We start from the raw sequence: 21957 nt of genomic DNA on the forward strand, positions 1-21957 counted from the left end.
TTTCCCAAAGAGATCATTTCAAAGCCAATCGCACTGCCGCGCTCACAGAGTGGCGCGGTCTTTGTGCGGCATAAACGGGCAGGGGTACTGGCCTGGCCGAGACGAGTTCGAGTTTGTCTGACACCACCCAGATGACGGCTAAATTGAAGGCGCAAAACCTAAAATCAATTGCCGTAATCCTGTCGCTGCTCCGATTATAATGCAGACCAATGTGAGTGGCGCGCTATAGGCGAGCACAGAAAACGCCGAGAGCCCTTGCCCGACACTGCAACCCACTGCAACCACCGCGCCTATGCCCATTAGTGCCGCGCCTAGAATTTGACGGCGAAGCTCTCGTGGATCATCACAAGCTTCCCATCTGAAATGCCCTTTGTATAGGCTACCCAAGAGCGCGCCGAAAAGGACGCCAACAACAGAGCCAGTTCCAAAACTGATAGAGTTTCCTGAAGACGTCATTGCGTAAAGAAGTGTTTCTCCGATCGGTGCGGAGAATGTGTGGCTGACAACAGGCGTCGCCTCATACCCATTACTTGCAACCCATTGTGTTCCAGCCCATCCAGAAACTATTGCGAGCCCCGCGATTGCACCCCAAAAAACATGGTTGAACGAGCTGCGTAAGCTTCGGTTAAATAGCGTCACGACTAATATCAAGGATCCAAGAACGATCCCTGCCGTCTCAACCGAAGTTCCGCTAACTTGAGAAATTGAGTGTGCAAATGTTTGAATTTGGTCTGAAGGCTCTGATCCCCCAAACGCCCAAATTCGCAGACCCGAAAGTGGGCCACCTAAAGTCGCATAAGCGGACACGCCCATAATCAGCACAATGAGGAGGGAACGCAGATCTCCTCCACCTACCCGAGCCAACGCCCCGTAGCCGCAGTTCCCAGCCAAAGCCATTCCGTACCCAAAGATTAATCCTCCGACGATGCTTTCCAAGGGGTTCCAGCTTCGTGAGAGATAGAGCGTCTGTTGCAAGTCCAAAAAACCGAGTGACGACAATCCATATGTACCGATGATTGAAACGCCGATAGCAATGCCCCACATGCGCAAGCGGAGTGTATTTTCTCCGTAGAAGAGATCTTCGATGGCTCCAAGTGTACAAAATCTACCAATGCGCGCAGCTAGGCCGAGGAGAACACCGCCGAATAGGCCTGTTAGGGCAACAAGAACGGGTTCAGATATCAGATCAAGCATAGGGACGCTCGTTCTGCGCACGCCGTACCAAAAAGGTTGGATTTCTCACTTTTCGCGACAGAACAGATCGTAGACGACTTCCATGATCTGTTTGGACCGTTCATCAGTCAAACTGTAGTAGATGGTTTTCCCATTACGCCGTGGCGTGACCAAGCCTTCTAGGCGTAAACGCGACAGTTGTTGAGATACCGCAGCCTGTCTTGCTGATAGAAGGTCTTCGAGTTCTGTTACGGATTTTTCACCTGATGCGAGATGACACAAGATCATCAGGCGCCCCTCGTGGCCGATAGCTTTAAGAAAATTGGACGCTAGCATGGCATTTGCAGCCATTTTATCCATATCATCAGCGCACATGTTAGTATCGAAAACTGGTAAACCCATATTTTCCTCAGTTTTAAAAAAAATCCGGCCTCAAAGCCATGATAGTTGAATCATATACTTGCCCTAGCTCGTTACATCAATATCGGATCGAAAAAGCATTTGTTCTAGCAAACCCCAGAAAAAATCTTCACCGGGATAACCTTCGATACGAGAAGCTTCTTGACCGTCTACCATTAGTACGAAAGTGGGAGTAAAGTTTAGTCTACGTTCGAAAATCATGCCTTCAGGTCGAGCAGCATGAATATCGATGCGCTGTAGCGGCGCAGCTTTTCCTTCATTCGTTTTTGGATAGATATGCGCAATTTCATCGTTCCAACGGGCACACCAAACGCACCCTTTCTCTTCTACCATTACCAAAACTGTGTCAGCAGCCGCTGCAATTGCCGAAGAAAGCGCCAAAAAGCCGCTGAAAATGAGAGGGCGGAAAAACATGCCAAATTGACCTTTCTTTATCAACAACATAACTTAATATGAATATGTGAATAATACAAGGACACATGGCTGTCATGATGGAAATCACTTACCTAGGTGCAGTTTTTGCGGGATTGTTGTCATTCCTGTCGCCATGTATCCTCCCGATAGTCCCATTTTACCTTAGTTATCTGGCTGGCGTCGGAATGAACCAGATCTCGACTGACGCTAAAATTGACTCGAAAACGCGAACCCGCGCCGTGTTGGCCGCCTGCTTTTTCGCAGCCGGTGTCATAACAATTTTCATGGGGTTGGGGGCGGCAGCTACAGTCTTTGGGCAAGCGGTGCGCGAATATTTCGACATCCTTAGGTGGATTGCTGCTGCAATCATTATCGCGATGGGGCTACACTTTCTAGGGTTCATCCGCATCGAATTTTTGTATCGCCAGTTGCGAGCGGATGCGGGTGACACGTCAAATGTTAGCTTGTTTGGTGCTTATGTGATCGGGCTTGCGTTTGCGTTTGGTTGGACACCTTGCGTCGGGCCGGTTCTTGCTGCGATTTTGTTTACTGCAGCGGGTGCCGATACTGCTTCAACCGGGGCGGGGCTGCTCTTCGTGTACGGGCTAGGAATGACTATGCCGTTTATTTTAGCAGCGCTATTTATTGGACCATTCATGCGCTGGATGATCCGTTTTCGCCGTCACCTCGGTTTAATTGAGAAGGTTATGGGCGCGATGTTGATACTGTTTGGCGTTTTGATTGCAACCAACTCGGTAAACTATATCGCTCAATGGATGCTCAAAGTTGCACCAGACCTTTGGCTCTTACTCTAAATCTAGCTCTAATTTTAAAACTGGAGGATATCTAATGAAGACCTTTTTCGTAGCATGTGCCGTTTTCATAATGACGACATTGAATACGTTTGCGGCCGAGGTTGGAGACGATGGCCTACACAAAGCACCATGGATGCGCGATACGTTTAAAGATCTCGCAGAGGACTTGGCGGAAGCGAACGCTGACGGAAAGCGCCTGATGGTAATGATTGAACAGCGTGGATGCATCTATTGCAAGAAGATGCATGAGGAAGTGTTCCCAGCGAAAGAAATAACGTCCTACATTACGGACAACTACTTTGTTGTTCAAATCAACATGTTTGGTGATGTTGAGGTTACAGATTTTGACAGTACGGTGCTGCCTGAAAAAAATATGGTTAAGAAATGGGGCGTGTTATTTACCCCGACGATCCTGTTTTTCCCTGAAGACGTGAGTACTGATACCTCTGCAGTTCTAGCAGCAGTTGCAACGATGCCGGGCGCATTTAGCCGAAGTACGACCTTTGATTTGCTCAACTGGGTAGTCGGAAAAGGATACGACGGGGACGAAAGCTTCCAGAAATATCATGCTCGCAAAGTTGGCGACCGTTCAAAGTGATCGTTCAGAGTTCTAGCGCAGCGTTTTCATATGGTATAATTCAAACAGTTGAATTTGATGTTGCGTCGCTATAACTCTGTGCGCTAGGGTACTTTAAGATTTAGTGTTTGGGAGGACGCATGAGGATTCTTATTACAGCCGTTGTTCTAGCGGGGGCAGTTACTTCATCTGCGTATGCAGAAGATGTTCTGCCAACAGCGGTAAGCTTTACTGAAGGCTCCGTGGAACTGTCATTGTCTGGTGTTGCCGGCGATGCCGCAAACGGGCGCAAGATTGTGGGTGACAAGAAGCAGGGTAATTGTGTTGCTTGCCATCAAGTTTCCGATCTGGCCGATGTTCCTTTTCAAGGTGAAATTGGGCCTATGTTAGATGGCGCGGGTGAGCGTTGGTCTGAAGCGGAGCTTCGCGGGATTGTAGCAAATGCGAAGATGACGTTCGAAGATAGCATGATGCCGTCATTTTATAAAACCGAAGGCTTCATCCGGCCTGGTAAAGCGTACACTGGGAAGGCTGCTGATGACACATTCGGTCCGCTTCTAAGTGCACAGCAAATCGAAGATGTTGTGGCCTATTTGTTCACACTAAAAGAATAATCGGGCCCGTAGGGGATTGAAGGAGAGAGAAGAATGGAACTGACTAGACGTAATGCAATCCTAATGGGGGCGGGTGCTTTTCTCGCCGCTGGAATGCCATTTCGCGCGTCGGCTGCTACAGAGGACGCAATCACTGCGTTTACTGGAGGCGCGGATGTAGGGGCTGGTGATATCAATTTGACGGCGCCTGAGATCGCGGAGAATGGAAATACAGTACCAATCGAAGTGTCATCCGATACTGCCGTAGAAATCATGGTTTTGGCGACAGGCAACCCAACGCCAAGTGTAGCTACGTTTAAGTTCGGAAAGCTTGCGGCATCCCGCTCTGCGTCGACACGTATTCGTTTGGCTGGAACGCAGGACGTTGTTGCGATTGCCAAGCTTGAGGACGGCTCTTTCGTTCAAGCGTCAAGCACTGTCAAAGTTACAATCGGCGGCTGCGGCGGCTAAAGTATTCAAGGAGAAATAACATGGCATCTGGTGTAAAACCTCGCGTCAAAGTCCCAAAAACGGTAGCTGCTGGTGATTCTATCACAATCAAAACGCTGATCAGCCACAAGATGGAATCAGGTCAACGCAAAGATGGTGATGGTAATATCATCCCCCGTTCGATCATCAATCGCTTCACCTGCGACTTCAACGGTGAGAACGTTGTGGACGTTACTTTGGAGGCGGCCATTTCAACCAATCCATATATCGAGTTTGAATCTCTTGTCCCCGAAGCCGGTGAATTCAAATTTACTTGGTATGATGATGATGGCTCGGTTTATGAAACGGCAAAAAAGATCGCAATCGGCTGAACCAATAGTCTTGGGAGGGACATCATGAACAAATTGACAGGCGCCATTCTGGCGACATTGTTGACAACGACGGTAACCTATGCGGATCCGGCTGATGACATATTAATTCTGAATGAAGAAACTGAATTGGTTACAAGAACTGCGGCGCCTGCCCATGTATCTGAAGCTCTTGATGAAGTGATGTCGGGCTGGTTATTCCGCGGCAAAGAAACCCGTGCGATGCAAGCCGATGATTTCGACAACCCGGGTATGATTTTTGTCGAGAAAGCACAGGATGCTTGGGCGACGACTGAAGGAACTGAAGGCAAATCTTGCTCATCTTGCCACAACGATATGGACAGCATGGCGGGTGTCAAAGCGACTTATCCTAAGTGGAATGAGTCTGCCGGCGAAGTTCGCACATTGCAGATGCAGATGAATGATTGTCGTACCAACCGCATGGGTGCCGAAGCGTGGAAATACGATAATGGCGATGCTATTAACATGGAGGCTGCATTGTCCGCTGTGTCACGCGGCTTGCCAGTTAACGTCGCCATCGATGGCCCCGCTCAATCCACCTGGGAAACGGGTAAAGAGTTGTATTATACTCGTACTGGCCAGCTTGAGTTGTCTTGTGCAAATTGCCATGAAGAGAACTATGGTAATATGATCCGTGCGGATCACTTGAGCCAAGGTCAGGTTAACGGTTTCCCTGTGTATCGTTTGAAAAACACAAAGCTGAATGGGGTGCAATCACGCTTTAAAGGGTGTGTTCGAGATACACGCGCCGAAACATACAGTCCCGGTAGCCCAGAGTTTATTGCGCTTGAGCTATATGTCACTTCACGCGGCAATGGTCTGAGTGTCGAAGGACCCTCCATCAGAAACTAATCTTTCTAACAGCCCCAGCTAAATTTAGGCTGGGGCTGTTTTTTCTAATTACATGCACAAATTCGCATATGTGCGCATGACCTGGAGATACCAATGATTTCTCGCCGTGATTTTCTGCAAACGACGATGGCAGCAGCCGCCCTCTATGGAACATCAGGTTTCGGAAACTGGGGTAGAGTGGCCGCTCAACAGTTGCTAACGCAGGACAAATTACTCGAATTTGATACCTATGGAAACGTTTCGTTGATCCACGTGACCGATATTCATGGCCAGCTAGTCCCACACTTTTTTCGGGAACCATCAGTAAATATCGGCGTAGGCAGCAATAAGGGCGCAGTTCCGCATGTTACTGGTTCGGACTTTAGAAAGCTCTATGGTATTGAAGATGGGAGTCCCTCTGCCTACGCCCTGAGCTACAATGACTTTGCGTCGTTGGCTAAGGGGTATGGCCGCATTGGCGGAATGGACAGGGTGGCGACTGTTATAAATTCAATTCGCGCAGATCGCCCAGATGCATTGCTGCTCGACGGCGGAGATACATGGCACGGCAGCTACACTTGCTATCAGACTGAAGGCCAAGACATGGTCAATGTCATGAACTCGCTAAAGCCTGACGCGATGACTTTCCATTGGGAATTCACACTAGGTTCGAAGCGCGTCAACAAAATAGTTGAAGATTTACCCTTCGCAGCTCTTGGACAGAATATTTTTGATGCAGAGTGGGACGAACCTACAGACCTCTTTCCGCCCTACAAGTTTTTTGAGAGCGGCGGGATCAAAATAGCAGTAATCGGACAAGCGTTTCCCTATATGCCCATCGCGAACCCAGGTTGGATGTTCCCAGAGTATTCTTTTGGCATTAGGGATGAGCGGATGCAGGAGATGGTTAACGAAGTACGCGCAGCAGGTGCTGAATTGGTTGTCTGCCTGAGTCATAACGGTTTTGATGTAGATAAAAAAATGGCAGGCAAGGTTAAAGGTATCGACGTTATCCTTTCCGGCCACACCCACGACGCCCTTCCTGAACCGGTTTTGATTGGTGAGACAATCATCGTAGCGTCTGGTTCTACTGGTAAGTTTGTAAGTCGTGTCGATCTCGATGTTCGGGATGGCCGCATGATGGGCTTCCGACACAAACTTATCCCAATCTTTTCGGATGTCATTACCCCTGATCCTACAGTTACAAAACTTATTCAGGAGCAACGTGCACCTTTTGCGAGCGAACTATCCGAAGTAATTGGTAAAACGGCCGAAGACCAGACCCTCTATCGTCGTGGGAATTTCAATGGCACTTGGGACGACCTGATTTGTGATGCGCTCATCTCTGAGCGGGAGGCGGATATTGCTCTTTCTCCAGGTGTACGTTGGGGCCCTTCCATTTTGCCTGGCCAAGACATCACGCGTGAGGATATCTGGAATGTGACATCAATGACTTATGGTAAAGCCTACAGAAACGAAATGACTGGTGAATTCCTCCATGTTATCTTGGAAGATGTCGCTGATAACCTGTTCAATCCAGATCCGTATTACCAGCAGGGTGGGGATATGGTGCGTGTAGGTGGTCTCGGGTACCGAATTGATGTCACTAAACCACAAGGCTCGCGCATAACGGAAATGACCTTGCTCAAAACCGGTGAGTTGATTGATCCGACCAAGACTTATCAGGTCGCCGGATGGGCATCCGTCAATGAAGGGACAGAAGGCCCGCAAATTTGGGATGTTGTTGAATCGCATATCGCCAAGCAAGGCATCATCTCTCTTGACCCAAACAACAGTGTTAAAGTGGTTGGCGCCTAGGCCAGCTTCTAATTGGAGGCATCTGATATGTCAGGTAAAAATATAGGAAATGGGTCATCACGGCGCGCTTTTTTGCGTGGCGCTGCGGCGGCAGGAACAGGGGTTCTAACCGCGAGTGCCACCAAAGCACAAACCGCTGATCCATTGATAACTGATTTGCAAACTTGGGCTCAAGAGTTTGGCGATGGCGTAGATGTAACGCCTTACGGACTGCCTATTGAGCACGAAGGTGATGTCATTCGCCGCAATGTGGATTGGCTGACGGCGGACACTGTGAGTTCAATAAACTTCACGCCAATTCATGCGCTCGACGGGACGATCACGCCCCAGGGCTGTGCATTTGAACGTCATCATTCTGGTGCAATTGATCTAAACAAAGAAGACTACCGGCTTATGATCAACGGCTTAGTTGATAACCCGCTAGTTTTTTCTTATGCGGATCTGGAGCGTTTTCCCCGCGAAAATCATGTGTATTTTTGTGAATGTGCTGCCAACACCGGTATGGAGTGGGCTGGCGCTCAGCTAAACGGCGCCCAGTTTACCCATGGTATGATCCACAACATGGAATACACTGGTGTGTCACTGCGCACTTTGTTGGAAGAGGCAGGTCTGGATACCGCTGGCGACCTCAACGACAAATGGGTGTTTGTTGAAGGTGCTGATGCATCCTCAAATGGACGGTCGATTCCAATGGAAAAAGCACTCGATGATGTGCTGGTTGCCTTCAAAGCGAACGGCGAGGCGCTGCGCAAAGAGCATGGCTATCCTGTCCGCCTCGTTGTCCCTGGTTGGGAAGGCAACATGTGGGTCAAATGGATTCGCCGTATTGAGGTCATGGATGGCCCTGTCGAGAGCCGCGAAGAAACTAGCAAATACACCGATGTTTTGGAAAATGGCGTCGCGCGCAAATGGACTTGGGCAATGGATGCAAAATCTGTTGTGACCAGCCCCAGCCCACAATCCCCGATTACCCACGGTAAAGGCCCGCTTGTCATTACGGGCTTGGCGTGGACTGGTCGCGGTGCGATCACCCGCGTGGACGTGTCCAAAGACGGTGGGGAAACGTGGGAAACAGCGCGGCTTGCAAAGCCCGGTGAGAAGATGGCGATGACACGCTTCTATCTCGACATCGATTGGGATGGCTCAGAAATGATGCTCCAATCGCGTGCGATGGATGATACTGGATATGTCCAACCCACCAAAGCGCAATTGCGTGAGGTGCGGGGCCTAAACTCAATTTATCACAACAACTGCATTCAAACTTGGTTGGTACGCTCTAGTGGTGAGGCTGAAAATGTCGAAGTTTCTTAAATCTGCGTTTCTTTCAAGTGTGGTTGCATTGACCTCAGGCTCGGCGCTTGCTGACAAGTTTGGTTTAGGGCGGACTGCATTGCCCGAAGAAATTGCCGCTTGGGATGGTGACGTCCGACCCGATGGAACGGGTCTGCCCGAAGGTTCTGGCGACGCGATTGTAGGCGAGGAAGTCTTCGCAGACCAATGTGCTGCCTGCCATGGTGATTTTGCAGAAGGTATCGGCAACTGGCCTAAACTGGCAGGCGGTGCTGATACGCTAGACCACGATGACCCCCTTAAAACTGTGGGCTCTTACTGGCCGTATTTGTCGACATCCTTTGACTACATCAAACGCTCAATGCCTTACGGTAATGCGGGGACACTGACAGATGATGACGTCTATTCCATTGTTGCTTATATCCTCTATTCGAACGATTTGATCGAAGATGATTTCGTGCTCTCGAAAGAAACTTTCTTTGATGTGGAAATGCCTAACGCGGAGGGCTTCATTGTCGATGATCGCTCTGAGACCGAGTATTCTCTATGGACCCGCGAGCCATGCATGGTGAACTGTAAAGACGAAGTCAAAGTAACTATGCGCGCGATGGTGTTGGACGTGACTCCTGTGGAAGAAAGCGCAACCGTACAGAGTGAGGTCAAAACTACAGACGAAGAAGTGGAACAGGTCGTGCCTGCCGAAGCTGCCGCAGCGTTTGATGCTGATTTAGCTGCTAAAGGCGAGAAAGTCTTCAAAAAATGTAAAGCCTGTCACCAGATTGGCGAGGGTGCAAAAAACAAATCGGGGCCGATTTTAACAGGGGTGTATGACAATCCTGCTGGTGCGGTAGATGGATTTAAATACTCCAAAGCGTTGCGAACTGTCGCTGAGAATGGGCTAGTGTGGACCGACAACGAATTAGTCGCTTTCCTAGCTAAACCAAAGGCTTACTTGAAAGGTACAAAGATGTCGTTCTCTGGTCTCAAGAAAGAGGCTGACCAATTGGCTATAGTTGAATTCCTCAAGTCGATTGAGAATTAGAAACCTGACTTGATGAATTGACGCTTGTACGAATAATTCGGCTCAAATTACAAACCTAACAGGCCACAGTTAGTGGCCACTAAAACAGGGAGATACGATGAAACACTTCAAAATTTTAGGAGCGATTATCTTTGCGATGTTCACTGTCACAGGCGCATTTGCACAAGACGGCCTGGCGGATCATAAATTAGCGCTACAGATCAGCGATAACGACCCGCAAAAAATGACCACCGTCTTGAATGTTGCGGCGAATGTGACGCGCTATTACGAAAGCATTGGTGAAACTGTCGAAGTCCGCATTGTGGCATTCAACGCTGGCTTGCACATGCTGCGAACAGACACATCACCCGTGTTAGAGCGCTTGGAATCATTTGGCGCATCAATGCCCAACGTTACTTTTGCAGCATGTGGAAATACGATAACTGGCATGACCAAGAAAGAAGGAAAACCTACTCCAATTGTTGAGATTGCGGAGCACGTGCCTGCAGGAGTAGTTGATCTAATCTCACTCAATGAAAACGGATGGACGATTATTCGCCCCTAAGAGATACCAATCGAGATTTTACTAGGATCAGCCGACCAAAAGGAGAAAGAACTGATGAAATTATTTTTGCTAAGTGGAGTGTTAAGTCTTGCGATCACAGGGTTTGCCCTCGCAGATGAAACATCAACTGCTTATAATTTTGACGGTAGCTTTGAGGACGCAACATTTAGTGTCGAAAGTGCTATTGTTGGCAAGGGACTAGTAATTGACTATGTCAGTCACACTGGAGAAATGTTGAGCCGAACCGGTGCGGATGTTGGCAGCAATGTAAAACTTTTTGATAACGCTGATATATTCGTTTTTTGTTCCGCGGTTTTGTCGAGAAAAGTTATGGAGATTGACCCGATGAACATCGCACATTGCCCTTATGGGGTATTTGTTGCGGAGCGCGAGGGCAAGGTAATGGTCGGATTTCGCAACTACCCCGAAGGGGAAATGCAAGAAGTGCAAACCCTACTGGACGAAATAGTCCAAGAAGCGGTGGGGGAATAATGAACTATCAGGCTTTTTTCAAAGATGCGCTGAATCGATTGCAAGACCAAGGTAACTACCGGACTTTTGCGGAACTCGAACGCCATTGTGGGGCTTTCCCGCGGGCGACATCACATGGCAAAGCAAGCGCTGATGTCACAATTTGGTGCTCGAACGATTATCTTGGAATGGGTCAACACCCGAAAGTTCTTGAGGCCATGCACGAAGCAATCGATCGTTGTGGAGCAGGGGCTGGCGGCACGAGAAATATTTCAGGCACAACGCACGATCATGTTCTGCTTGAGGTTGAGTTGGCGGATTTGCATGGGAAAGAAGCGGCCCTTCTTTTTACATCTGGCTATGTGTCAAATTCGGCAGCAATAAGTACTTTAGCCGGTCGTATCCCTGATTGTGTGATTTTGTCAGACACTCTTAATCATGCTTCGATGATTGAAGGTATACGCCATTCTAAAGCTAAGAAATTGATTTGGCAGCACAACGACTTGGCTGATTTAGAGGCCAAGCTGGCCTCGTTGCCGTTGGACCGCCCCAAGATGATTGCGTTCGAAAGCGTCTACTCTATGGATGGAGACATCGCGCCGATTGCAGAAATTTGTGATCTGGCGGATAAATACAACGCGATGACCTATCTGGATGAGGTTCACGCGGTTGGCCTTTATGGGCCAAGAGGTGGCGGTATTTCTGAGCGTGAAGATCTGATGGATCGTCTTACAGTGATCGAAGGAACTCTTGGAAAAGCGTACGGTGTAATGGGTGGCTATATTGCGGCCTCCGCCAAACTTTGTGATTTTATCCGTAGTTTTGCCAGTGGGTTCATTTTCACAACAGCGATCCCGCCAGCTGTTGCTGCGGGTGCCGCGGCTTCAATTCGACATTTGAAGAGCAGCAACATAGAACGAGACGCGCAAAAGGAAAAAGTGGCCCAAGTCAGAAGAAGGCTTGATGCGCTAGGGATTCCACACGTCGAAAATCCAAGTCACATTATTCCAGTGATGGTTGGTGACCCAGTGAAGTGCAAATATATTTCCGACGTTTTGTTGCAGAATTACGGTGTTTATATACAACCGATCAACTATCCAACTGTGCCCAAAGGGACCGAGCGTCTGAGGATTACACCGTCGCCCGTTCACTCGGACGCGGACATTTTGCACCTGACTGAAGCTTTAGGTGAGCTTTGGGAGCAGTGCCAGCTGGCGCGCATGCCTCTCGCTGCGCAATAGATGAAAGGGTTTCCCGATCTTCCGCCGTTATGGTGGTTAGGTAGCATTGGGCTTATCTATCTTGGCAAATATCTACTTCCGGGATGGCATTTCACATTGTTTGTTCTCAATGTCGTGTCTTGGCTATTTTTGGTTGCGGCCCTAGGGCTAATAGGCAGGTCGACCCTTTGGTTTTTCCGCAAGAAAACTCCTATCGAACCCAATCATCAGCCAAAAGACTTGATCGTAGAAGGGCCTTACCAGCTATCTCGTAATCCGATATATCTGGCTCTTGTGATGTTGACTATCGCTTCCGCAATTGGACATGGCTCCGTCCTTGGCATTGGCGCGGCTATGCTGCTTTGGAAGGTTCTTGACCGAAGATTTGCTGAACAGTATTTCAAGCAAACACGTCGCTGGTTCTGATTGTAGACTTGATCAAGGGTATAAGCGGTAATTTATACACTCTAAGTTACGCCAAATGTGGCGATTTTCTGCGGCGAAGGTCGAAGTCGATTGCGAGTTGCATGATAGTTGCTCCGACCCACATTGACAACAGGGCAAGCCATGCGGTGAGTGCAAAGATGGAGCCACCAGACATCCCGGCCCCGACGGCGCAGCCGCCTGCCAGCATGCTCCCAAAGCCCATGAGAACACCGCCAACGAGATATCTTTCCATCGGCATGTCGGGCCCAAATCTTTGAATACGGGCTTCCTTGGTAAAAACCGCCATTGCTAAAGCGCCCAAGAATACTCCTGGCACCAATCCGGAACCAAACCCCAAAGGAAGGTTTCTTTCATTAATCAATCCCATCAACGTATCCGCAGATGGGCCTGTAAACGTGATTGATGAAATTGCGACGACTTCATACGATGCTTGAGAGACGAAATATGTGCCTAGCCATCCGAGCCCTACTGCGAAGCCAACTAAAAGGGCAGCAATGATCCGGGAGGTTTTGCATGTCTTCTTCCATGCGAACCAGACTGAAATGACGAGCACCAGAAACGCGATATAAAAGACAATCTGAGGCGAAACTTCAACGTATGATAGAAGGTCGCGTGAAGGCCCACTGGATATAGTCCAAAGTGAATTCAATGCTTCACGGGCTGGCGCAAGTACACCGCGAAGCGACGCCTGTGCAGTTAAAGTAAGAACTAAGCCGGTAACGATTGCACGAAGATTTCCTGTTGCAGAAAGAACCAACAATCGGCTGGCACAGCCACGGGCAAGAATCATGCCAGTGCCGAACAATAGACCACCAATTATGGCGCCAGATAGGCTGCCAGTTGTGGAAATCTGGCGGGCCTGTGAAATGTCGAGATATTCGAAAGCTACAAAGAGTTGTACACTAGCGACTGCTGCACTAAAGGCCACGAACCACGTCGCTATATTTACATCCCAAACTCGCTCTGAAAATTCAATTGTGGCCGAACGCAAGCAAAAACGTGAATGCTGGGCAGCAGCGCCAAAGAGAAGCCCAACACCTAAGGCTATGCCAAACAGAACCCCGCCTTCGCCGAAGTTATCAATTAATTGTTCCATATCCGTGTCGCTCCTGATCTGGCCCAATTTTGGTAAGTTGAGCAGCTTGTTAGCGCCATGACGCAGGTCAATGGAGTGTATCCACGCCTCATAGCTTCCTCGCAAGATAAGGAGATTCTCCTAGCCCATTACTCTCAGTCCGAAAGCGGCTTGAGCAGACATAGCGCCGGTACTGCAAAACAAAATAGTTTTTTTGGTTTTTGGGGATTTCATCTATTCGTGAGAAGACGGTTCGCCATTCGATATGAATTGCACCCTCAATTGTCGATTCCGCGAACTCTTCCGCAGTTCGGGTGTCGATAAACACGAAGCTCTCGAATAGATCACTTGTGACCTGTGCTGGGACTATAACTCCGGCGTCATAGGTCGCAAAATCGGTATAGTCCGTCATTGCTTCTAGAACCGCATCTTGGGCGAAGACAGAGCCCGGTAGCATTGAAAATAGTGATGCGAGAACGAGGTTTCTCAAAAGCTCTAATCCTTTTCTGATATCGATGCCGTGTATTTTTTGTGGGCAATAATGACATTAACAACAGGAAGTTCACGTGCTATCCAACCCGGTGCCTTTCCATTTCCAAACATCCCTTCAGAAATATCAATGATGCCTAGGAGGCCATTATTTTCGAGAACACTAGCCACATAATTGCTGCGCCCCCCCGTGGCGCAAATGAGGGCCACATCTTTGTCGGGGTATCGCTTGAGAATGTTTTGTAAGTTCTCGCCAAAGCTGGGATCATGCAGTGTAACTGGCCACGCGCCCTTTGGAACACCAGTCTCCTCCCATTCCGCAGGGCTTCTAATGTCGAGGATGATCAGGTCGCCACTCAGTGCTGCGGGATATGCCTCACTCGCGCTCATCTTCTGGGTTTGTGCAAAAACCGTGGCTGTTGTTATCATTAGGAAAACCGCGGCCCCTAAGACTACTAAATAGACAATTTGCAGCTTGTGGAGCCATGCTTTTGATTTAGGCACTTCCACTACTCAAACTCCATTTGTTCATAAACGCGGCCTGCGTTCTTTGTTGCAAGCTCTTCGAACGTGTCTAGATGAGCGTAGGGAGATTGATCCAAATAATATGCATCAGCCAAATCACCGCCATCGTCTAGGTGGGTTCCTATTTTTTCGCGTAAATAGATCAAGTAGTCGCGGGTGTATCGGCGTACTTGATCCATATTCGTCGGATGGCCATGACCTGGAATAACGTATATCGCTTTCAGCGGTTCAAATTCAGTATCCCAGGTTTCGATCCAATCAGCGGTCATTGTATGCTCAAAAATGGGAAGCATACGTTCGTGAAAGGCCATGTCACCCGCTATCACCAGGTTTTTCTGAGGGAGCCAAACCACAATATCACCAGGACTATGAGAGGGCCCGAGGTAGCGGGCTTCAATCTTCATCCCCCCCATATCAACAGAATAGACGTCTTCAAACGTTTCACTTGGTGCGACAACCCTGGTCTTGTCAGCGCGTTCCTTTAAACGCGTTTGCGCGGCTCTCAGAGATTGCCCGCCTTGTTCTTCAAACTCGTGAGCCGCTTTGGTGTGAGCCACGATCTTCACACCTTGATCTGCCCAGTACCCGTTACCAAGCATGGCATGACCTTGCCCGTTTTCGTTGAAAACCAGCTTTACAGGCTGGCTAGTAACCGCCTTAATCTCCTGATGAAGGGCCGCAGCTAGTCGATAAGATCCGCCAGCATTCACAACAACAACACCATCACCGGTGACAATGAAACTGAGATTATTGTTATGCCCCGCATTTTCGTAAGTTGGTGGTGCGGTTGCCCCGATTGCTGAAAAAACGCCGGGAATAAACTCAACGGGTTTGGAATACAGGACCGAGCCAGGGTATTGGTCCGCTATGTCTTCACTGGCAAAAGAAGGTGTGGCGCACAAGAATACTATGAAAGCGATTGATTTCATTGCTATGCCTCCGGGACGAAAACGTAGCCATCAGACACCTTGTCAACATAACCAATGCCGTTTCCTGATAGGTGGTATCCGATCACGCGCGTCTTTTCGTTAGCCAATTGATCCAAAAGTGTGATCCGCGTCGCTGCCGCAGTCTCTTGATCTTGATCTGAACCAGAATTCCAAGCCGGCTTAGCAAATGCGATGTGATCGTTGCCAATGCAGTCGCCCAATATCATCAAAGACTCAGACCCTTGGCGAACTTCAAAGGCCGTATGACCAGGAGTATGCCCAAAGGTCGAACGGGCCATTACACCGGTCATGATTTCGTCGCCTGCTGCGAAGAATTCGATTTGATCTTCGATCATCTCGAGGCGGCGCTTGGCGCCGACCGCGAACGAGGTACGTGCTTCGCCAATCTCGTCAATCGTGTTGGGATTCATCCAGTAGTCCCACTCTGTTTTGCCTATCATGTAGCTAGCTTCTGGGAATAAGGGGTCGTCAAAATCATCAAGTAGACCCCACAGATGATCGGGATGCGCATGGGTAAAGATGATATCGGTCACATCTTCTGGTGCCACTTCAAGGGCTTCCAGTGAGTTTATGAGGATACCAGAATTGGGAGAGAAATCTGGGCCGGATCCAACATCGAACAACACCGTCCTATCCCCATGACGCATCAGCGTCACGTTGCAAGGAGGGGTCAATACTTCAAACGATTGACCATATTTTTCGAGAATTGGTAGCAGTTTTTCTTTCGACATCGGCTCGAAGATGAAACTTCCGGGAAGAGTCAAATTGCCGTCGCTGACAACATCGATTTTGACATCACCAAATGCCACTTGCGCATGCGTCGAGCCGACCTGCAATCCGAGTGCGCCTCCGGCCGTCAATGCAGCACCGCCCGCAAGAAAGTTTCGTCTAGGAAATCTCATCACACCCTCCAATAATTCTTTTATCTGAATATGAATGATTGTTCTGAATTCAGCAAGCCATATTGCTCGCAAAGCCAATACCGATGGCTAATGATAACATTTGAGTTTGTTTTTTGTTAAACGCAAACAAACATTGCAATATGTGTAAATATTAAACTACGGTTTTCTCAACAAACTGAAAGTGAGCACGATGAACTTGAAGAAAAAGCGTAGAGTCCAAATCATTCTTGTGGCCGTCCTTGGACTTGCAACTGCCACAGGGCTGATTGGTTACGCTATGAAAGACGGGATCAACTTCTTCCGGTCTCCAACGCAGGTGGTAGAAACGCCCCCATCGCCTCATGAAACATTTCGGATTGGTGGGTTGGTCGAAGACGGTTCCCTAAAAGTTGTCGGCGACGCGGCAGTGATCTTTCGAGTTACCGATGGGAATGCGTCTGTGTCAGTAGCTTATAAAGGAATCCTGCCTGATTTATTCAAAGAGGGGGAGGGAATGATCGGCTCCGGAAGGCTGATAGATGGCACATTCCAAGCAACCGAAATCCTTGCTAAACATGATGAGAACTACATGCCAGTGGAAGTAATAGACGCGCTCAAGGCTCAAGGTGTGTACCAGGGGGCTCTCGAAATCCCGTCAGAGCCGCTTGAAATGGGTGCGACGGGAGCTGGAAATGATTCCTGAACTTGGCCAATTTGCCCTCACACTTGCGCTAATTACTGCTGTTGTGCAGGGAATTTTACCAATATGCGGTGCGGCTCTAAACAATGTCCTTTGGATGCGCAGCGCGACCTCCACCGCTTTACTCCAGTTTATTCTGATCGCAATTGCGTTTGGGGCCCTCATGCGATCATTTGTTGTCAGCGACTTCTCGGTTTTGAACGTCGTTGAAAACTCTAATTCTCAAAAGCCGATGCTGTTTAAAGTGGCTGGAACATGGGGCAGCCATGAAGGCTCGCTCTTGTTATGGATACTTATTCTGGCGCTTTTTGGTGCGGCGGTCGCAGTGCTTGGTCGAAACATTCCAACAGGTCTTAAAGCCCGCACATTAAGTGTTCAGGCATGGATCAGTATCGGCTTCCTAAGTTTCATGCTTTTCACATCGAACCCGTTTGATCGCGTATTTCCAGCCCCACTGGACGGCAACGACCTTAACCCGCTTTTACAAGATATTGGGTTAGCAATGCACCCGCCGCTTCTTTATCTTGGGTATGTTGGCTTCTCAATTGTCTTCAGCTTTGCGGTTGCTGCATTAATTGAAGGGCGGGTCGATCCGGCATGGGCACGATGGGTCAGGCCATGGGCATTGGCAGCATGGGTTGCGCTGACAGGGGGCATCGCACTGGGCTCATGGTGGGCATATTATGAACTTGGTTGGGGCGGATGGTGGTTTTGGGACCCAGTTGAGAACGTTAGCTTTATGCCATGGCTCTTAGGAACCGCGCTCTTGCATTCGGCCATTGTGACGGAGAAACGGGGTGCGTTCAAAAGCTGGACCATCCTGTTGGCCATCCTAACGTTTTCCCTATCACTTTTAGGCACATTCATCGTGCGTTCAGGCCTTCTGACTTCGGTCCATGCATTTGCGGTAGATCCGGAGCGGGGGATATATATCCTTGGTCTACTAACCGTTTCCATCGGAGGTTCGCTGACTCTCTATGCCGCTCGTGTACATAAGATGGAACCTGGAGGGCTTTTTGCACCAATCAGCCGAGAAGGCGGACTGTTGATAAATAATTTGCTCCTTACGTTGGCAACAGCAACGGTTTTGTTTGGAACGCTTTATCCCTTATTCCTAGAAGGTCTAACGGGAGACAAAATTTCTGTAGGACCGCCCTTTTTTAATTCTAGTTTCATCCCCATCATGTTGCCACTGGTCATTATTATGGGGTTTGGGCCGTTTCTATCGTGGAAACGTTCGGACTTAGCCGGGGTCATCAGTAGGCTAAAATGGGTTGTTTTGATCGCTTGGGTCTCTGCGCTTGTTGTTTGGTATATCCAGACTAAGGGGCCTGTGCTGGCTGTAGTATCGATGGCAATTGCTGTCTGGCTTTTAGCGGCGACTTTGTTGGAGTGGTCTTCAAGGATCAAGCTAGGGCAGGTCGCGCTGTCTGAGAACCTAGACCGACTGCGTAGAGTACCTCGTTCAGCACACGGGATGACAATGGCACATGCAGGTCTCGCAATCTGTATGTTTGGCTTCGTAGGTTCATCAGCATGGAAATCTGAACAGGTCCTATTTGTTGAAGCGGGCACTCAAGTCCAGATAGCTGGATTTGATGTGACTTTCGAAGGGGTGGAACCTGTACAAGGACCAAACTATCTTGCCAATGTTGGTGTCTTGAATGTGGTCCGGAATGGCCGCCCAGTTACAGTTTTGCGTCCCGAACAGCGCAGTTATCCGGTTGCACAATCTCAAACAACCGAAGCCGCAATCAGATCGACCCCTGCCGGAGACCTATATGCTTCAATCACTGAGCCTGTCAATCAAGATGTCGATGGGCAATGGACCTTACGGATTCTGTACGAACCGCTTGTTGGCTTAGTATGGATGGGTTCACTGATGTTGGTCTTGGGGGGGCTTCTGTCGTTGTCAGATCGCCGATTGAGGGTGGGGGCGCCTAAGCGCAAAGTACACTTTACAGTAAAACCTTTAGCCGCGGAGTAGACCTTGTATAGATTTCTTCCATTGCTCCCATTATGTGCCGCAGTAGGGATTGGCGTAGCAGGCTGGTGGGGTCTTAACTCTGATCGTGATCCAAACGCAATTCCTTCGGTTCTCATTAATAAGCCTGTTCCAGAATTTGAGTTGCCCGCAATTTTGGGAGCCGAAACACCTGGTTTGGCAACTCAAGATTTTGGGAATAACCAAGAGCCAATTCTGGTCAATTTTTTTGCGTCGTGGTGCGTCCCTTGTCGTGCAGAACACGCAGTTCTTACTCGTATGGTACGAGACGATAATTTGAATTTGGTCGGGATCAATTACAAAGATAAGCCTGCAATGGCTGCCAAATGGCTTGCGGAACTCGGCAACCCTTATGGTCGTATTGGATCCGATCAAACAGGTCGGGCTGGAATCGAGTGGGGAATATCTGGTGTTCCCGAGACATTTGTTGTGGGGTCTGACGGAAAAGTGCTCTTTCGCTATGTTGGCCCGATTTCCAGCGATGCGGCTTTGGAAAAAATTCGCGAAGCCCTCGCAGTTGCAGGGAATAGCAAGCCATGATAAGATTTTTTCTAATCCTCATATTTTGCGCATCGGCTGCAAGCGCTGTAGAGCCTGATGAGATTCTCTTCGATCCAGTTCTGGAGACCCGCGCACGTAGTATTTCGGCGAACCTGCGCTGCGTTGTTTGTCAAAATGAGCCTATAGATACTTCAAATGCTGGCGTCGCAAGAGATTTGAGGTTGCTGGTTCGTGAACGATTGCTCCTAGGGGATACCGATAAGCAGGTCTATGATTACGTTGTTGCTCGATATGGCGACTATGTATTGTTCAAGCCCCCGTGGAAGCCGACGACCTATGCACTTTGGTTGACCCCAATTGCGTTCGCCATCCTCGGTATTTTTTTGGTGTTGTTGATCTTAAGGCGCTCAAGCAAGGGGCTTTCTACCGTTGAGGTCTTGAGCGCCGAAGAGGTGACGCAGTTGTCTGACATCTCAAACGACCACGCAGCTAGAGGCACTGAATGATTTACTTTTTGGGTTCTTTTCTAATTGTCATGGTCCTTTTTGCCTTCGTAGTTCCGATTATAAAAAACAGACAAGGCATGGTCTCACATGCAGACAGTGCGCAGGCTATGTGGCAGGATCAATTGGATGAGGTGAATCGCGATGTGAAGCGGGAGTTGATTTCTGCGGAAGACGGGCGTTCAGCAACAGTTGAAATTCAGCGTCGGATAATCGCCACGCATCGGGAACAACCGCCAGCTTCCAACTCCGAAAAATCGGGTGCGTGGGCGATGATCTCCGCAGCTATTTTCGTACCGGTAGCTGCAACAGTCCTGTACCTAAATATTGGATCACCAACGATCCCAAGTATTGTATTCGCTGACCGAAGTGAAGAACAGGAAGTTGTTGCCAAGCAAGAGGATTTGAAACAGCGTCTCTTGTTGCAGCTTGAATCAGAGGAGAATGGTGGTTCGACAGAAGGGTGGTTGCTTTTGGCAAATGCCTACATGGGAATGAAACAATACGCTCAAGCTGTGGATGCATACAGTCGAATTCTTGAGCGGGACGAGGCAACTTTCCTTGAGTTTGCGCTGTTCGCAGAAGCCTCGATTTTGCGCGAAAATGGAATTGTGTCACCGACTGCGGAAAAGGCACTGGACCGGTCTATGCAAATGTCTCCTGGAAATGTTGTCGGCATCTACTATAAGTCGGTTGCGTTAGCACAGGCGGGCCAGATTGATGCCGCGTTTTCTTTGTTGACCTCTCGACTCGCCACTGCAGAAGGACTTTTTGATTGGATGGATTCCTTTGTAGCTCAGGCAAATTTCTATGGGGCAAAGCTTGGGAGGGCACCAATTTCCCTCTCTGATTATGCCCCCATTCTAAGGGGACCAACGGCAGAGGATATTGACAGAACGTCGGACATGTCAGTCGAAGATAGAAACGCATTTATTCTCTCAATGGTTGAGAGATTGAGGGCAAGACTCGAAGATGAGCCTAACGATTTGGATGGGTGGTTAATGTTAGCACGCGCCTTTACTGTGTTAGGTGACCAGCAACAGGCCCTTCGGGCATACCGTCATTCTGAGCCATTGGTTGCGCCATTGCCAGATGGCGACCAGCGGAAGATTTTAGTTAACCGGAAATTACTTATAGCCGAGTAACCTCAGATAAAGTTTTGTCACCAAGCGCGGCGACAGGTTAAAGTTGTCAGTTTCTGCACCATGCACATTTCGACACTAAGGGCGGCGGGCTCAACTGATCGACGCAACACACTGGGCGAACTTCTCAGCTGGGGTTTGATATTGCAAGGTCTTGCGGGGGCGTTCGTTCAACTGTCTGGCAATAGCGCTGAGTTTGGCTTGCGAATGAACCGACAGATCAGTCCCACGAGGCAGATATTGCCTTAGCAATCGGTTGGTATTCTCATTTGATCCGCGTTGCCACGCATTGCCCGGCAGTTGCTGCTTGCAGCAATGAGAGGGGAGACTGAGGATCGCAAAAATAGACGTCTACGTCGGTTGCTAGCGTGAAGCGCGGGTGGTCTGCCAGCTCTTTCCCACGATCCCATGTCAAAGATTTGTAGAGTTCACGCGGTAATTTATGAGCCGATTTAATCAGCCCCGTGACGACACTTTCGGTATCCTTGTTGGCGACTTTGACCAACATGACGTACCGAGAATGACGTTCGACGAGAGTTGCAATGTAGCTATTTTTGGACCCTCCGATGAGATCTCCCTCCCATGTGTGGATGCCCCGTTCAATGCAAGAGATTCTTTCAACAGTTTGTACATGTGATCGGGTACGGTCATGTGTCAGGCCTCAGTTTGCGACGTTTCACATGCCGCGGGCC

General features: G+C 49.1%; 26 protein-coding genes and 1 pseudogene. 18 read left to right on the top strand and 9 right to left on the bottom strand.

Annotated elements, in window-relative coordinates:
• Nucleotides 1-138 precede the first annotated feature (138 nt).
• The 3 genes from AB9F27_RS20940 to AB9F27_RS20950 form a co-directional block, all read right to left on the bottom strand.
• A complete protein-coding gene (locus AB9F27_RS20940; protein ID WP_369758112.1) occupies nt 139-1194 on the bottom strand; it encodes a YeeE/YedE family protein in 1056 nt (351 codons plus the stop codon).
• Between the two features lie 45 nt (nt 1195-1239).
• On the bottom strand, nt 1240-1575 hold the full coding sequence (locus AB9F27_RS20945; protein ID WP_369758113.1) for an ArsR/SmtB family transcription factor: 336 nt from the start codon (nt 1573-1575) through the stop codon (nt 1240-1242).
• A 63-nt stretch (nt 1576-1638) separates the two neighbouring features.
• Nucleotides 1639-2007, bottom strand: a complete 369-nt coding sequence (locus AB9F27_RS20950) for a hypothetical protein (RefSeq protein WP_369758114.1) — start codon at nt 2005-2007, stop codon at nt 1639-1641.
• 74 nt (nt 2008-2081) lie between these two features.
• On the opposite strand from AB9F27_RS20950, the gene AB9F27_RS20955 reads away from it, so the two are divergent.
• The 13 genes from AB9F27_RS20955 (at nt 2082) to AB9F27_RS21015 (ending at nt 12473) form a co-directional block, all read left to right on the top strand.
• Nucleotides 2082-2822: a cytochrome c biogenesis CcdA family protein gene (locus tag AB9F27_RS20955; RefSeq protein ID WP_369758115.1), complete on the top strand. Its 741-nt coding sequence runs from the start codon at nt 2082-2084 to the stop codon at nt 2820-2822.
• A 34-nt stretch (nt 2823-2856) separates the two neighbouring features.
• Nucleotides 2857-3420 carry a thioredoxin family protein gene (locus tag AB9F27_RS20960; RefSeq protein ID WP_369758116.1) on the top strand — a complete coding sequence of 188 codons (564 nt, stop codon included), beginning with the start codon at nt 2857-2859 and terminating at the stop codon, nt 3418-3420.
• A 119-nt stretch (nt 3421-3539) separates the two neighbouring features.
• A complete protein-coding gene (soxX, locus tag AB9F27_RS20965) occupies nt 3540-4013 on the top strand; it encodes a sulfur oxidation c-type cytochrome SoxX (RefSeq protein WP_369758117.1) in 474 nt (157 codons plus the stop codon).
• A gap of 33 nt (nt 4014-4046) precedes the next feature.
• Nucleotides 4047-4463: a thiosulfate oxidation carrier protein SoxY gene (gene soxY, locus AB9F27_RS20970; RefSeq protein WP_369758118.1), complete on the top strand. Its 417-nt coding sequence runs from the start codon at nt 4047-4049 to the stop codon at nt 4461-4463.
• A gap of 20 nt (nt 4464-4483) precedes the next feature.
• Nucleotides 4484-4813: a thiosulfate oxidation carrier complex protein SoxZ gene (gene soxZ / locus AB9F27_RS20975; protein ID WP_369758119.1), complete on the top strand. Its 330-nt coding sequence runs from the start codon at nt 4484-4486 to the stop codon at nt 4811-4813.
• Nucleotides 4814-4837: 24 nt separating this feature from the next.
• Entirely contained in the window at nt 4838-5683 is an 846-nt protein-coding gene (soxA, locus tag AB9F27_RS20980) for a sulfur oxidation c-type cytochrome SoxA (protein ID WP_369758120.1), read from the top strand.
• 93 nt (nt 5684-5776) lie between these two features.
• The gene (gene soxB / locus AB9F27_RS20985; protein ID WP_369758121.1) at nt 5777-7480 is read left to right on the top strand and encodes a thiosulfohydrolase SoxB; all 1704 of its coding nucleotides are present in this window, start codon (nt 5777-5779) and stop codon (nt 7478-7480) included.
• Nucleotides 7481-7507: 27 nt separating this feature from the next.
• Nucleotides 7508-8791, top strand: a complete 1284-nt coding sequence (gene soxC / locus AB9F27_RS20990) for a sulfite dehydrogenase (RefSeq protein WP_369758122.1) — start codon at nt 7508-7510, stop codon at nt 8789-8791.
• Nucleotides 8775-9812 carry a c-type cytochrome gene (locus AB9F27_RS20995; RefSeq protein WP_369758123.1) on the top strand — a complete coding sequence of 346 codons (1038 nt, stop codon included), beginning with the start codon at nt 8775-8777 and terminating at the stop codon, nt 9810-9812. The genes soxC and AB9F27_RS20995 overlap by 17 nt, the downstream gene beginning before the upstream one ends.
• 97 nt (nt 9813-9909) lie before the next feature.
• On the top strand, nt 9910-10356 hold the full coding sequence (locus AB9F27_RS21000) for a hypothetical protein (RefSeq protein WP_369758124.1): 447 nt from the start codon (nt 9910-9912) through the stop codon (nt 10354-10356).
• A 54-nt stretch (nt 10357-10410) separates the two neighbouring features.
• Nucleotides 10411-10848 carry a DUF302 domain-containing protein gene (locus tag AB9F27_RS21005; RefSeq protein ID WP_369758125.1) on the top strand — a complete coding sequence of 146 codons (438 nt, stop codon included), beginning with the start codon at nt 10411-10413 and terminating at the stop codon, nt 10846-10848.
• Complete coding sequence (gene hemA / locus AB9F27_RS21010; protein WP_369758126.1) at nt 10848-12068, top strand: 5-aminolevulinate synthase; 1221 nt, start codon at nt 10848-10850, stop codon at nt 12066-12068. The genes AB9F27_RS21005 and hemA overlap by 1 nt, the downstream gene beginning before the upstream one ends.
• Entirely contained in the window at nt 12069-12473 is a 405-nt protein-coding gene (locus tag AB9F27_RS21015) for an isoprenylcysteine carboxylmethyltransferase family protein (protein WP_369758127.1), read from the top strand. It begins immediately after the preceding gene.
• Nucleotides 12474-12519: 46 nt separating this feature from the next.
• Here AB9F27_RS21015 and AB9F27_RS21020 read toward each other — a convergent pair whose 3' ends face one another.
• From AB9F27_RS21020 to AB9F27_RS21040, 5 genes are all read right to left on the bottom strand, one after another.
• Entirely contained in the window at nt 12520-13590 is a 1071-nt protein-coding gene (locus AB9F27_RS21020; protein WP_369758128.1) for a YeeE/YedE family protein, read from the bottom strand.
• 88 nt (nt 13591-13678) lie between these two features.
• Nucleotides 13679-14026, bottom strand: a complete 348-nt coding sequence (locus AB9F27_RS21025; protein ID WP_369758136.1) for a rhodanese-like domain-containing protein — start codon at nt 14024-14026, stop codon at nt 13679-13681.
• Nucleotides 14027-14064: 38 nt separating this feature from the next.
• A complete protein-coding gene (locus tag AB9F27_RS21030) occupies nt 14065-14487 on the bottom strand; it encodes a rhodanese-like domain-containing protein (protein ID WP_369758129.1) in 423 nt (140 codons plus the stop codon).
• A gap of 80 nt (nt 14488-14567) precedes the next feature.
• Nucleotides 14568-15512: an MBL fold metallo-hydrolase gene (locus AB9F27_RS21035; protein WP_369758130.1), complete on the bottom strand. Its 945-nt coding sequence runs from the start codon at nt 15510-15512 to the stop codon at nt 14568-14570.
• Between the two features lie 2 nt (nt 15513-15514).
• Nucleotides 15515-16435: an MBL fold metallo-hydrolase gene (locus AB9F27_RS21040; protein WP_369758137.1), complete on the bottom strand. Its 921-nt coding sequence runs from the start codon at nt 16433-16435 to the stop codon at nt 15515-15517.
• Between the two features lie 190 nt (nt 16436-16625).
• Between AB9F27_RS21040 and ccmE the strand changes: the two genes are divergently transcribed.
• Genes ccmE through ccmI form a run of 5 tightly spaced genes read left to right on the top strand, consistent with a single transcriptional unit; the run spans nt 16626 to nt 21268 of the window.
• Entirely contained in the window at nt 16626-17117 is a 492-nt protein-coding gene (gene ccmE / locus AB9F27_RS21045) for a cytochrome c maturation protein CcmE (protein ID WP_369758131.1), read from the top strand.
• Nucleotides 17107-19101: a heme lyase CcmF/NrfE family subunit gene (locus tag AB9F27_RS21050; RefSeq protein WP_369758132.1), complete on the top strand. Its 1995-nt coding sequence runs from the start codon at nt 17107-17109 to the stop codon at nt 19099-19101. The genes ccmE and AB9F27_RS21050 overlap by 11 nt, the downstream gene beginning before the upstream one ends.
• A gap of 3 nt (nt 19102-19104) precedes the next feature.
• Complete coding sequence (locus AB9F27_RS21055) at nt 19105-19659, top strand: DsbE family thiol:disulfide interchange protein (RefSeq protein ID WP_369758133.1); 555 nt, start codon at nt 19105-19107, stop codon at nt 19657-19659.
• Nucleotides 19656-20126, top strand: coding sequence for a cytochrome c-type biogenesis protein (locus AB9F27_RS21060; protein ID WP_369758134.1), 471 nt, complete (start codon nt 19656-19658; stop codon nt 20124-20126). Before AB9F27_RS21055 ends, AB9F27_RS21060 begins: the two co-directional genes overlap by 4 nt.
• A complete protein-coding gene (gene ccmI, locus AB9F27_RS21065; RefSeq protein ID WP_369758135.1) occupies nt 20123-21268 on the top strand; it encodes a c-type cytochrome biogenesis protein CcmI in 1146 nt (381 codons plus the stop codon). The genes AB9F27_RS21060 and ccmI overlap by 4 nt, the downstream gene beginning before the upstream one ends.
• A 90-nt stretch (nt 21269-21358) precedes the next feature.
• On the opposite strand, the pseudogene AB9F27_RS21070 reads toward ccmI, so the two are convergent.
• A pseudogene (locus AB9F27_RS21070) lies at nt 21359-21848 on the bottom strand (IS30 family transposase); the annotation flags it as partial.
• Nucleotides 21849-21957: the final 109 nt, after the last annotated feature.

Origin of the sequence: Falsihalocynthiibacter sp. CO-5D18 (assembly GCF_041205445.1) — a bacterium.
Classification (GTDB): Bacteria; Pseudomonadota; Alphaproteobacteria; order Rhodobacterales; family Rhodobacteraceae; genus Falsihalocynthiibacter; species Falsihalocynthiibacter arcticus.